General features: G+C 71.1%; 7 protein-coding genes and 1 tRNA gene. All 8 read left to right on the forward strand.

The window, feature by feature from the left end; translation table 11 throughout:
- Positions 1–111 precede the first annotated feature (111 nt).
- The 8 genes from ACIBLC_RS23305 (at position 112) to ACIBLC_RS23340 (ending at position 12,989) form a co-directional block, all read left to right on the forward strand.
- On the forward strand, positions 112–711 hold the full coding sequence (locus ACIBLC_RS23305) for a small secreted protein (protein WP_399213061.1): 600 nt from the start codon (positions 112–114) through the stop codon (positions 709–711).
- A gap of 172 nt (positions 712–883) precedes the next feature.
- Positions 884–2,407, forward strand: a complete 1,524-nt coding sequence (locus ACIBLC_RS23310; protein ID WP_399213062.1) for a methyltransferase — start codon at positions 884–886, stop codon at positions 2,405–2,407.
- A gap of 228 nt (positions 2,408–2,635) precedes the next feature.
- Positions 2,636–2,833 (forward strand): hypothetical protein, encoded by a 198-nt coding sequence (locus ACIBLC_RS23315; RefSeq protein WP_399213063.1) that lies wholly within the window; start codon positions 2,636–2,638, stop codon positions 2,831–2,833.
- A 237-nt stretch (positions 2,834–3,070) separates the two neighbouring features.
- The gene (gene topA / locus ACIBLC_RS23320) at positions 3,071–5,884 is read left to right on the forward strand and encodes a type I DNA topoisomerase (RefSeq protein ID WP_399213064.1); all 2,814 of its coding nucleotides are present in this window, start codon (positions 3,071–3,073) and stop codon (positions 5,882–5,884) included.
- Between the two features lie 253 nt (positions 5,885–6,137).
- Positions 6,138–9,587, forward strand: coding sequence for a dTMP kinase (gene tmk / locus ACIBLC_RS23325; protein WP_399213066.1), 3,450 nt, complete (start codon positions 6,138–6,140; stop codon positions 9,585–9,587).
- Positions 9,588–9,837: 250 nt separating this feature from the next.
- Positions 9,838–11,043, forward strand: coding sequence for a DNA polymerase III subunit delta' (locus ACIBLC_RS23330; RefSeq protein WP_399213067.1), 1,206 nt, complete (start codon positions 9,838–9,840; stop codon positions 11,041–11,043).
- A gap of 149 nt (positions 11,044–11,192) precedes the next feature.
- Positions 11,193–12,809, forward strand: a complete 1,617-nt coding sequence (locus ACIBLC_RS23335; RefSeq protein ID WP_399213068.1) for an alpha/beta hydrolase — start codon at positions 11,193–11,195, stop codon at positions 12,807–12,809.
- Positions 12,810–12,915: 106 nt separating this feature from the next.
- Positions 12,916–12,989: transfer RNA gene (locus ACIBLC_RS23340), tRNA-Thr, on the forward strand.
- Positions 12,990–13,163: the final 174 nt, after the last annotated feature.

Genomic DNA, 13,163 nt, shown 5'->3' on the forward strand with positions numbered 1-13,163 from the left:
TTCTCCGTGAGCCTTCTCTCGCTTGGTGCAAATGGCTCCAAAACATACTCACGCAGACATCCGGCGTGCGGATGTCGCGCGTACCCCGTGTATGTTCCGGGGCCGAGAGCCATGGAAGGGACCAACCCGGTGAACAAGAAGCTCGCGGCCGCACTGTCCGGCGGTGCGGTACTGGTACTGGCGCTGTCGGGATGCAGCAGTGACGACGACAACAACGACCAGCTGAACTCCTGGGCCAAGCAGGTCTGTGACGCGGTGCAGCCGCAGATCCAGAAGATCGCGGCGGCCAACGCCAAGATCCAGAAGGAGACCTCGGACGACAGCACTCCGGAAGAGGTGCAGAAGGCCGACTCCACTGGCTTCCAGGACATCTCCGACGCCTACAAGGTGATGGCGACCTCCATCCAGAACGTCGGGGCCCCGGACGTCGAGAACGGTGAGAAGAAGCAGCAGGACGCGGTCAAGGAGCTCAACGGCCTCTCCGCGTCCTACGCCGATCTGGTGAAGCAGTCGGACGCGCTCGACACCAAGGACCAAGCGAAGTTCGCGGACGGACTCAGCGGTGTGGCCGAGCAGTTGGGGAAGCTGGGCAAGAGCGGGAACGACGCCCTGAAGAAGCTCGAAGAGGGAGACGTCGGCAAGGCGATGGCGACGCAGGAGAGCTGCAAGACCGCCTCCTCGTCCGCCTCGCCCTCGGCGGCCCAGGGCTGATCCGGACACGCTGATTCTCCTGAGGGCTGCCCCGGGAGGGCGATCGTTCGTCAACCGAAAGACGGCCCGGTACGCGTGCGTGCCGGGCCTTCGGCGTGGCTTGTCCACAGGTGTGGGCGGCGAACCTTGAGTTGTCCACAGGCCCGCGCCCCCATTGCCGGGAGCGGACACAATGGGGGATGTGAGCAAATCCAGCCTGTTCCCCCTGCCCTCGTCCGGTCGTGTCGAAGTCGCCGCTCGGTTGCGTGACGCCCTGCTCGGGGCCGCCTTCACCGCCGACGGACTGCTCGACCTGCTCGGCGCCCCCGCCTACGCCGCACTGGCACGCAGCGAGACCGTGCCCGCCCTCCGGGCCACCCGGGGGGACACGCCGCTGGAGACGCTCGTAAGGCTGTTCCTGTTGCAGCAGCCCGTGCCGCACGCACGCCTGGCTGACGTTCTGCCGGTCGAGGACTGCGTGGAGAGCGGCTGGCTGACCCGGGTGGGCGGGGACGAGGTCGCCGCGACCGTGGACATCCGGCCCTACGGCGGTTCGGACGGACAGGACTGGTTCATCGTGTCCGACCTCGGCTGTGCCGTCGGCGGCGCGGGCGGCATCGGCAGCCGGGACGAAGGCGTCGTGCTCGGCGTGGGCGGCGCCTCCACGACCCTCGCGGGCATCACCGTCCGTACGCCGGTGGAGTCGGCCCTCGATCTCGGCACCGGCTCCGGGATCCAGGCCCTGCACGCCGCCCAGCACGCCACGCGTGTGACCGCGACCGACCTCAACCCCCGCGCGCTGCACATCACCGCGCTCACCCTCGCCCTCTCCGGCGCCCCCGCCGCCGACCTGCGCGAAGGCTCCCTGTTCGATCCGGTCGCCGACGAGACGTACGACCTGATCGTCTCGAACCCGCCCTTCGTGATCTCGCCGGGCGCCCGGCTCACCTACCGCGACGGCGGGATGGGCGGGGACGATCTGTGCCGGACGCTCGTTCAGCAGGCGGGGGAGCGCCTCAGGGACGGGGGATACGCGCAGTTTCTGGCCAACTGGCAGCACGTGGAGGGGGAGGAGTGGCAGGACCGGCTCCGGTCCTGGGTGCCGCGCGGCTGTGACGCGTGGATCGTGCAGCGCGAGGTCCAGGACGTCACGCAGTACGCCGAGTTGTGGCTGCGCGACGCGGGGGACCACCGGGTGGATCCCGCCGAGTACCAGGCGCGCTACGACGAGTGGCTCGACGAGTTCGAGGCGCGCAAGGTGAAGGCCGTCGGCTTCGGGTGGCTCACCCTGCGCAGGACGGCTGCCGCCGAGCCGTCGATCACGGTCGAGGAGTGGCCGCACTCGGTCGAACAGCCCCTCGGTGAGGCCGTGCGCGCGCACTTCGACCGCGTGGACTACCTGCGGGCGCACGACGACGCCGCGCTGCTCGGCGCGCACTTCAGGCTCGCGGCCGAGGTCGTCCAGGAGCAGGTCGGGCTGCCCGGTGCCGAGGACCCGGAGCACGTGGTGCTGCGCCAGAACCGCGGGATGCGCCGGGCGACGAAGGTCGACACGGTCGGCGCGGGCTTCGCGGGCGTCTGCGACGGCACGCTGAGCGCCGGCCGGATCCTGGACGCCATCGCCCAACTGGTCGGCGAGGATCCGGTGTTGCTCCGGGACCGGACGCCCGCGCAGATCCGGCTGCTGGTGGAGCAGGGGTTCCTTGAACCGGCGTAGTGGGGGCGGGTGAGCGGGGGCATGCCGCTCGGGGCGGCCGTACGCGTTCCGAAGCCCGGACGCGGCAGGTTCGAGACGAGTTGGGGCGGCGGACCGTGCCCCGCGTGCGGCGCGGCAGGAGTGGCTCATGGGGTGTCGGTCGCCCGGTGTTCACCGTGGGTTCGTGTGACCGCTGCCGGGACCTGCCAGCGTCCCGACCCTGAAGGCTCGGGACGGAAGGACAGAACAGTGGAAAGCGGACCGGCGATCTTCGTGGGAGTGGTGTTCGCGCTGTTCGGAGGCGGACTGCTGGCCTGGACCGTGACCAGGTTGCGGCGCGGCGAACCCGTCGCCGTCGGTGTGAACCGCGTCGCATCGGCGACGTTCGCGAGCGTCGCCGGAGCGGGGTCGCTGGCCCTCGCGATCTGGGTGCTCGCGCGCGTGTGACGGCGGCGACTTCGGTAACTGGGAGGTCACACTCCGGACAGAGCCGAAACGACTGGTCGACACGCCGGGCGGCAGGAATGGCGGTAGTCGGGTTACCGTTCGAGTGGCCGTTGCGGGCTTTTCCCGTTTGACACGGGGGCGGGATGTACCGTCACACTCCGCAGCGTCAGCACCATCCCGACCCCCGGGAGCAAGGCCTGGGGCGATCCCCCGCGTCGACCGGAGAGAAGAGCGAAGTTGTCCCCGACCAGCGACACCGCACACGGCGGCCGCCGACTCGTCATCGTCGAGTCGCCTGCCAAGGCGAAGACGATCAAGGGCTATCTCGGCCCCGGCTATGTCGTCGAAGCGAGCGTCGGGCACATCCGTGACCTTCCCAACGGTGCCGCGGAGGTGCCGGAGGAGTACACCGGCGAGGTGCGCCGCCTCGGCGTGGACGTCGACAACGACTTCGCGCCGATCTACGTGGTCAACGCGGACAAGAAGGCCCAGGTCAAGAAGCTCAAGGACCTGCTGAAGGACTCCGACGAACTCTTCCTCGCCACCGATGAGGACCGCGAGGGCGAAGCCATCGCGTGGCACCTCCTCGAGGTCCTGAAGCCCAAGGTCCCCGTCCACCGGATGGTCTTCCACGAGATCACCAAGGACGCGATCCGCAGCGCAGTCGCCAACCCGCGCGAGCTCAACCAGCGCATGGTCGACGCCCAGGAAACCCGCCGCATCCTCGACCGCCTCTACGGCTACGAGGTCTCGCCGGTCCTGTGGAAGAAGGTCATGCCGCGGCTGTCGGCGGGCCGTGTGCAGTCCGTGGCGACCCGCCTCGTCGTCGAGCGGGAGCGCGAGCGCATCGCCTTCCGCTCCGCCGAGTACTGGGACCTGACGGGCACCTTCGGCACCGGTCGCGCCGGGGACGCGTCCGACCCCTCGCAGCTGGTCGCCCGCCTCACGGCCGTCGACGGCAAGCGGGTCGCCCAGGGCCGCGACTTCGACTCGCTCGGCCAGATCAAGGGCGCCAACACGCTCCACCTGGACGAGACGAACGCCCGCGCGCTCGCCGCCGCCCTGGAGAACACGGACTTCGCGGTCCGCTCGGTCGAGTCCAAGCCGTACCGCCGCTCGCCCTACGCCCCGTTCCGTACGACGACGCTCCAGCAGGAGGCCTCGCGCAAGCTCGGCTTCGGCGCGAAGGCCACCATGCAGGTGGCGCAGAAGCTGTACGAGAACGGCTTCATCACCTACATGCGTACGGACTCCACGACCCTGTCGGAGACGGCGATCTCCGCCGCCCGCACCCAGGTCACGCAGCTGTACGGCGCCAACTACCTGCCGGACAAGCCGCGCACGTACGCCGGCAAGGTCAAGAACGCGCAGGAGGCGCACGAGGCGATCCGCCCGTCGGGTGATCGTTTCCGCACTCCGGCCGAGACGGGTCTGACCGGCGACCAGTTCAGGCTGTACGAGCTGATCTGGAAGCGGACCGTCGCCTCCCAGATGAAGGACGCGGTCGGCAACTCCGTCACCGTCAAGATCGCGGGCAGGGCCGCGGACGGCCGTGACGCCGAGTTCAGCGCGTCCGGCAAGACGATCACCTTCCACGGCTTCCTGAAGGCGTACGTCGAGGGCGCGGACGACCCGAACGCCGAGCTGGACGACCGCGAGAGCCGGCTGCCGCAGGTGACCGAGGGCGACCCGCTGTCCGCCGAGGAGCTCACGGTCGACGGGCACGCCACCAAGCCCCCGGCCCGCTACACCGAGGCCAGCCTGGTCAAGGAGCTCGAAGAGCGCGAGATCGGCCGCCCGTCGACGTACGCGTCGATCATCGGGACCATCCTCGACCGCGGATACGTCTTCAAGAAGGGCACGGCTCTCGTGCCGTCCTTCCTGAGCTTCGCCGTGGTCAACCTGCTGGAGAAGCACTTCGGCCGGCTCGTCGACTACGACTTCACCGCCAAGATGGAGGACGACCTCGACCGCATCGCGCGGGGCGAGGCGCAGTCGATTCCGTGGCTGCGGCGGTTCTACTTCGGCGAGGGTGAGGCGAGGGGTGCCGCCGAGGCCGGGAACGGCGACGGCGACCACCTCGGCGGCCTCAAGGAGCTCGTCACCGACCTGGGCGCCATCGATGCCCGCGAGGTGTCGTCCTTCCCCGTCGGCAACGACATCATGCTGCGCGTCGGGCGTTACGGACCGTACGCCGAGCGCGGCGAGAAGGACTCCGAGAACCACCAGCGCGCGGACGTCCCCGAGGACCTGGCCCCCGACGAGCTGACGGTCGAACTCGCCGAGGAGCTGCTGGCCAAGCCGAGCGGCGACTTCGAGCTCGGCGCCGACCCGGTGACGGGCCACCAGATCATCGCTCGCGACGGCCGCTACGGCCCGTACGTCACCGAGGTGCTCCCCGAGGGCACCCCGAAGACGGGCAAGAACGCCGTCAAGCCGCGTACGGCCTCACTGTTCAAGTCGATGTCGCTGGACACGGTGACGCTGGACGACGCGCTGAAGCTGATGTCGCTGCCGCGTGTGGTGGGCAAGGACGCCGAGGGCGTGGAGATCACCGCGCAGAACGGTCGCTACGGGCCGTACCTGAAGAAGGGCACGGACTCGCGGTCCCTCACCGCCGAGGACCAGCTCTTCAGCATCACCCTCGAAGAGGCGCTGGAGATCTACTCCCAGCCCAAGCAGCGCGGGCGCGCGGCCGCCAAGCCGCCGCTGAAGGAACTGGGCGCGGACCCGGTCAGCGGGCAGCCCGTCGTCGTCAAGGACGGCCGTTTCGGGCCGTACGTGACCGACGGCGAGACCAACGCGACCCTGCGGTCCGACGACAGCGTCGAGGAGATCACCCCCGAGCGGGGCTTCGAGCTCCTCGCGGAGAAGCGCGCCAAGTCGCCGGCCAAGAAGACCGCGAAGAAGGCTCCCGCCAAGAAAACGGCCACCAAGAAGGCCCCTGCCAAGAAAACCGCTGCAAAGAAGACGACGACTTCGAAGACGGCTGCCAAGAAGGCACCCGCCAAGAAGACCGTCGCCAAGAAGACGGCGGCTTCGGAGGGCTAGAGCGTCAGCGGGCCGGCAGGTCTGCGGGCGGCGGGTCGGAGGGCTGGTGACGGTGCCTTCCTGGCACCGCCCACCTAGTGCTTGACAGCGTCTTCCTGGTGTCGGCTTCCTGGCGCCGGACAGCGCCTTGCTTGTGCCTGGCAGCGTCTTCCTTGTGTCCGACGCGTGTGCGCCCCTACACCTTTTGGTGTGGGGGCGTCCGTATGTTCGGGCACCCCTTCGGGGAGTCAGTGGGTCCGGATAGGCTGTCAGGATGACGCGATCCGAGCAGCCAACGGGCCACGACCCGGCCCCCGACGACGCCCTGGTCGCGGATTCACGGGAGCGCGCCGTGCGCGCTCTGCTGCGCCAGCCGCAGCTGAAACGGCTGTGGAGCGCCCAGCTGGTCGGAGGTGTCGGCGACGCCCTGGCCCTGCTGGTCCTGGTCGTGCTGGCTCTGCAGGCGGCGATCTCCGAGGGGTCCTTCGGCGGTGGGTACCGCGGTGTCGCCCTCGCTGTGGCGGCCGTCTTCGGCGTGCGCATTCTCGCGACGCTTCTCTTCGGAGCCGTACTTCTGGGCCCGCTCACCACGCTGACCTCCCAGGACGGTCTGCTCGACCGGCGCTGGACCATGGTCGGCGCGGACGGTCTGCGGGCGGCGCTCCTGATCGTCGCCCCCCTGTGGATCGACTGGACGCCGGACGACGCGCTCGCCGCCATCCTCGTCGTCGCCTTCGTGACCGGTGTCGCCGAGCGGTTCTGGACGGTGTGCCGGGAGAGCGCGGCGCCCGCGCTGCTGCCCGCGCCCCCGCCGGAGGGCGCCACGGTGCGCCCGCTGCCGGACCACATGGACGCGCTGCGGCGCCTGTCGCTGCGTACGGGATTCCTGACGGTGCCGATCGCGGCCGCCACGCTCGTGGCCGTGTCCCTCGTCAACAACCTGCTGGGCACCGGGATCGCCTGGTTCGGCCAGCACCAGGCGGCGCTGGCCTCGTACGTCGCCGCCGGGCTGTTCGCCGCCTCGCTGTCGGTGCTCACCTTCCTCGAACTGCCCGACGCGCGCACCCCGCGCGCGCGGTCGCCGCTGGAGGGTCTGCGCCGCCCCAAGACGGGCACGGACGTCGAGACGGGCCGTACGGGCGCGATTCCGTTGCTGGTCCTGGCCTGCGCCGCTGTCGCCGCGGCGATCTCGGCCGCTGTCGCCGTCTCCGTGCTGCACGCCAAGGACCTGGGTGGCGGCCCGGTGACGTACGGACTGCTCGTGCTGGCGCTGACCGGCGGTGTGGTCATCGGCATCCGGACGGCCTCTTCCGTGCTGCCCGCGCTGTCGCGGCGCAGGCTGCTCGCGCTGGCGATCGCCTTCACCGGAGTCGCGCTGCTGGCCGCGGGTCTGGTCCCGGACGTCACCACCGTGCTGCTGATCGTCGGTTTCGCGGGCGTCGGCGCGGGCATCGCGGCGAACACCGGGCACGCGCTGCTCGACCTGGAGGCCGAGGACTACCGGCGGGCACGGACGACCGAGCATCTGCACGCCGTCGTACGCCTGTTCGTGGCGCTCGGCGCGCTGGCCGCGCCCCTGGTGGCTGCGGCGATCGGTCCGCACCGCCTGGAGAACGGCAAGTTCGTGTTCGCGCACGGGGGCGCCGCCTTCACCCTGATGCTGGTCGGCGCGCTGCTGCTGCCCGTCGCAGCGCTGGTGCTCGCCAAGGCCGACGACCGCTCCGGGGTGCCGCTGCGGCACGACCTGCGTGACGCGCTGCGGGGCGGTGACGACCCGGTGCAGGTACCGGCCGCCTCCGGGTTCTTCATCGCTCTGGAGGGCGGTGACGGGGCCGGGAAGTCGACCCAGGCGGAGGCGCTCGCGGAGTGGATCCGGGCCAAGGGCCACGAGGTCGTGGTGACCCGGGAGCCGGGCGCCACGCCGGTGGGCAAGCGGCTGCGGTCGATCCTGCTGGACGTGTCGTCGGCCGGGCTCTCGCACCGGGCCGAGGCGTTGCTGTACGCCGCCGACCGCGCGGAGCACGTCGACACGGTCGTACGGCCCGCGTTGGAGCGGGGCGCTGTCGTCATCTCGGACCGGTACATCGACTCCTCGGTGGCCTACCAGGGGGCGGGGCGCGACCTGTCGCCGACCGAGATCGCGCGGATCTCGCGGTGGGCGACCGACGGTCTGGTGCCGCATCTGACGGTGCTGCTGGATGTCTCGCCCGAGGCGGCGCGCGAGCGCTTCACGGAGGCGCCCGACCGGCTGGAGTCGGAGCCGGCCGAGTTCCACGCGCGCGTGCGGTCCGGGTTCCTGACGCTCGCCGCCGCAGACCCGGGGCGGTACCTCGTCGTCGACGCCGCACAGGAGCCCGAGGCGGTCACCACCGTCGTACGGCACCGGCTCGACATGCTGCTGCCTCTCTCGGAGGCCGAGGTGAAGGCCCAGGAAGAGGCCCGCAAGGCGGCCGAGGAAGAAGCCCGCCGGAAGATCGAGGAGGAGGCCGCGCGCAAGGCCGAGGAGGAGCGGCTGGAGCGTGAGCGCCAGGAACAGCTCGCCCGGTTGCGCGCGGAGGAAGAGGAGCGCAAGCAGCGCGAGTTGGAGGAGGCCCAGCGGCGCGAGGCCGAGCGACAGGCGGAGGAGGCCCGCCGGCGTGCCGAGGACGCCCGCCGCCGTGCCGAGGAGGAGCGGGCCCGCCAGCTCGCGGTGGAGCAGGCGCGCGCCGTCGAGCAGGAACGGCTGCGCAGGCTGGCCGCCGAGGAGGCGCGGCTGCGCGCCGAGGCGGAGGAACGCCGACTGGAGAAGCAGCGGAAGGCCGAGGAGTCGCTGTTGCGGGCGGAGGAGGCTCGGCGGGGGGCGGCGGAGGCAGCTGCGGCTTCTGCGGCGGCGCAGGCTGCGGCCGCGGCTTCGGCTGCCGCCGCTGAGGCTGAGGCTTCTCGGGTGGCTGAGGAGTCCGCGAAACGTGAGGAGTCCGGGCGCGGTGAGGGTGACGGGCCCGCTGCGGGATCGGGGCCTCGTGAGGGTGACGGGCCCGCTGCGGGATCCGGGTCTCGTGAAGGTGACGGGCCCGCTGCGGGATCCGCGTCGGCTTCTGCTTCGGGATCGCCTTCTGCCGACAATGAGACGACCATTCTTACGCCGGTTGTGGCGCCGTCCGCTGGATCGGCTCGGGCGGTGGATGACACGGCTGTGTTGCGACCGGTGCGGGCTGATGACGGCCCGGGCGGTGCGCGGTCCGATTCCGGGGCGCGGTCCGGCTCCGGGGCTGGTGGCCGTTCCGAGGGCCGGTCCGACGCCGAGGAGACGGCCAAGCTGCCGAAGCCTCCCGTGCCTGAAAAGGGTGCGGACGAGACGGCTGTGCTGCGGCCGGTGACCTCGGGTGCGGCGGACGAGACGGCTGTGCTGCCTCCGGTCACTTCGGGCGCGGCTGAGGAGACGGCCGTGCTGCCCCCGGTTCGGGACGCCGACGCGGGTGGCGGTGCCACGGGCGGTCCCGCGGACCGGGTGCCGCCGGGTTACTTCCGTGACGAGCCCCCGGTGCGGCGGTCCGACGACTCCGGCGACCGTACGCGCGAACTGCCCCAGGTCGACGCCGAGGGCACCCCGCGCCGGCGGCCTCGCTCCGACTGGGCGGAGGAGACACCGCTCGACGATCTCCCCACGCTGGCGGACGAACTGCTGGGCCCGCGTGACGATGACGAATGGGACGAGGAACAGGGGAAGGGCGGCCGGCGCCGCTGAGGTCGGGTGATCCCCGGTTGTGAGGCCGGGGGCTGACCGGCGCTGAGGGCCGGGGCGGGCCGGGGCGGGGTTCGGTCGGACGGACCGCGACCGGGCGACGGGGCCACGCCCGGTCGGATGGACCGTGGACGGCCGGTCGGCCGTTGAAGCGTGGTGGTCACGGCCGATCGACTTCGGCCTGGCACCCGTTGTCAGTGGTGACCCGCACAATGGACGCGGCAAGGCAAAATGCGACGAAAGGGCGGTGCCCATGCCTGTGTGGGACGACCTGGTGGGCCAGGAGAAGCTGAGCGAGCAGCTCACCGCCGCTGCCCGTGACGCCGACACCCTTGTCACGGCGATCGCCTCGGGAACCCCGCCGCCCGAAGCGTCCAAGATGACGCATGCCTGGCTGTTCACGGGCCCGCCCGGCTCGGGCCGATCCACTGCGGCGCGGGCGTTCGCGGCCGCGCTCCAGTGCGTGAGCCCCGACCGCGCGCTGGGCGGTGTCCCCGGCTGCGGCTTCTGCGACGGCTGCCACACCAGCCTGGTCGGCACCCACGCCGACGTGCGGATCGTCCGCACCGACATGCTCTCCATCGGCGTGAAGGAGACCCGCGACCTGGTCCGCGGCGCCCAGATGTCCCCGGCGACCGGCCGCTGGCAGGTCATCGTCCTGGAGGACGCCGACCGCCTCACGGAGGGCGCGGGCAACGTCCTGCTGAAGGCCGTGGAGGAACCCGCTCCCCGTACGGTCTGGCTGCTGTGCGCCCCGTCCATCGAGGACGTCCTGCCCACCATCCGCTCTCGCTGCCGCCTGCTCACCCTGCGCACCCCGCCCGTGGACGCGGTCGCCGACATCCTCGTACGCCGTGACGGCATCGATCCCGTCGTGGCTGCGGTGGTCGCGCGCGCGACGCAGGGCCACATCGGGCGGGCCCGCCGCCTCGCCACGGATCCGCGCGCTCGCGAGCGGCGCGCCGCCGTCCTCAGACTCCCGCTCCGGATCGACGACATCGGCGGCTGCCTCAAGGCGGCCCAGGAGCTGATCGACACGGCGTCCGAGGACGCCAAGCAGCTCGCCGAGGAAGTCGACGTCAAGGAGACCGAGGAGATGAAGGCGGCCCTCGGCGCGTCCCAGGGCGGTCGCATGCCCCGCGGTACCGCGGGCGTCATGAAGGAGCTGGAGGACAACCAGAAGCGCCGGAGAACGCGGACGCAGCGCGACGCGCTGGACCTGGCCCTGATCGACCTCACCGGCTTCTACCGCGACGTCCTGGCCCTCCAGCTCGGCACGCGGCTGGCCCTCGCCAACACCGAGTCCGAGGACACCCTGGAGCGGTTGGCCCGCGGCAGCTCACCGGAGGCGACCCTGCGCCGCATCGACGCGATCGCCGACTGCCGCACGGCCCTCGACCGCAATGTGGCCCCGCTGCTCGCGGTGGAGGCGATGACGATGGCACTGCGGGCGGGGTGACGGGGTTCGGGCGTCCGTGCGCGACCGGAGAGGCCGCCGTGGCCGGTGACGCCGGGCCTGGCCTGCGGGATTAGTTGACCGTGTCACTCGTACGAGGCGTGTGGGCGACTTATGGTGATCAACTCGTCGCACAGGGTTACGCTCGCGAGATGTACATCAGGTGCGCTCCTCGGCCGGCCCGGTCCGGCCGGTTGATCAGTTCCCCTGGGCTGTCCCGGCCCCTCCGCGCGGGCGGCGTGCTGCTGGCCGCCACGGCGCTGCTCGTCTCGGCGTGCTCCGCAGGGAGTTCGACCACGGCCGCGACGGCGGACACGGTGCTGACCCCGCTGCCCAGTTCCACGCCCTCGGCACTGTCGCCGTACTACGGGCAGAAGCTGACCTGGCGTACCTGCGGTGTGCCGGGCTTCGAGTGCGCCACGATGAAGGCGCCGCTCGACTACGCGAAGCCGGCGTCGGGCGACATCAGGCTGGCCGTCTCCCGCAAGAAGGCCACGGGGCCGGCGAAACGTCTCGGTTCGCTGCTGGTCAACCCCGGCGGCCCGGGCGGCTCGGCGGTCGGCTACCTCCAGGCGTATGCCGGTATCGGCTACCCGGCGGAGGTCCGCGCCCGCTACGACATGGTCGCCGTGGACCCGCGCGGCGTGGCCCGCAGCGAGCCGGTCGAGTGCCTCACCGGCAGTGAGATGGACACGTTCACACAGACGGACAGCACCCCCGACGACGAGAAGGAGAGGGACCAACTCGTCGACGCCTACGAACAGTTCGCCGAGGGGTGCGGGCAGCGTTCGGCCGGCCTGCTGCGGCACGTCTCCACGGTGGAGACGGCCCGCGACATGGACATGCTGCGGGCTGTGCTGGGCGACAGGAAGCTGACGTACGTGGGGGCGTCGTACGGAACGTTCCTCGGGGCGACGTACGCCGGGCTCTTTCCCGAGCGGGTGGGCCGGCTGGTCCTGGACGGCGCGATGGATCCGTCGCTCGGCGCGCGCAAGCTCACGGAGGGGCAGACGGCGGGCTTCGAGACGGCCTTCCAGTCGTTCGCGAAGGACTGCGTACGCCAGAGCGACTGCCCGCTGGGCGGCAAGGGCACCAGCGCCGACCAGGCAGGCAAGAACCTCAAGGCCTTCTTCCAGCGGCTCGACGCGGCTCCGATTCCGGCGGGCGACGCGGACGGCCGCGAGCTCGGCGAGGCGCTCGCGACGACGGGTGTGATCGCGGCGATGTACGACGAGGCTGCCTGGTCGCAGCTGCGCGAGGCGCTCATGTCGGCGATGAAGGAGAAGGACGGCGCGGGCCTGCTCTCCCTCTCCGACAGTTATTACGAGCGGGACGCCGACGGTAAGTACACGAATCTGATGTTCGCCAACGCGGCCGTGAACTGTCTCGACCTCCCGGCGGCGTTCTCGCGCCCCGACCAGGTGGAGAAGGCCCTCCCCTCATTCGAGAAGGCGTCCCCCGTCTTCGGCGAGGGCTTGGCCTGGGCCTCCCTGAACTGCGCGTACTGGCCCGTGAAACCGACCGGTGAACCCCATCGCGTCGAGGCGAAGGGCGCCGCCCCGATCCTCGTGGTCGGCACCACCCGCGACCCCGCGACCCCGTACCCCTGGGCCCAGGCCCTCGCCTCCCAGCTCTCCTCCGCCACCCTCCTCACCTACGTCGGCGACGGCCACACCGCCTACGGTCGCGGCAGCGAATGCATCGACTCCGTGATCAACCGCTACCTGCTCCGAGGCACCCCTCCGACCAAGGGAAAGCGCTGCTCATAGCCCTGCCGCCCACCCCGGAAGCGGCCCCCCGAGGCCTGTTCGGAGCACCCCCGGAAACTGTGTAGACTTACCCGCGTTGCTGATCGCACCATAGTGCGGACGGCGCGCCGCCTTAGCTCAGATGGCCAGAGCAACGCACTCGTAATGCGTAGGTCTCGGGTTCGAATCCCGAAGGCGGCTCCGGAAAACCCTGGGACTCACTCGCCGTGACCTGGGGTTTTTCCTTGCGCGGGGCATGACGCGTCACATGGCCGTGGTGCCGCGAGATGGCTTGCGTGAGCGATGCGTGAGCGGAGTGGTCCGGTGCCCTACTTCCTGGGTTTCTTCCGCTTGGCTTTCTTCTTGGCCCTGGCC

It is taken from the genome of Streptomyces sp. NPDC050535 (assembly GCF_044457665.1).
Lineage (GTDB): Bacteria > Actinomycetota > Actinomycetes > Streptomycetales > Streptomycetaceae > Streptomyces.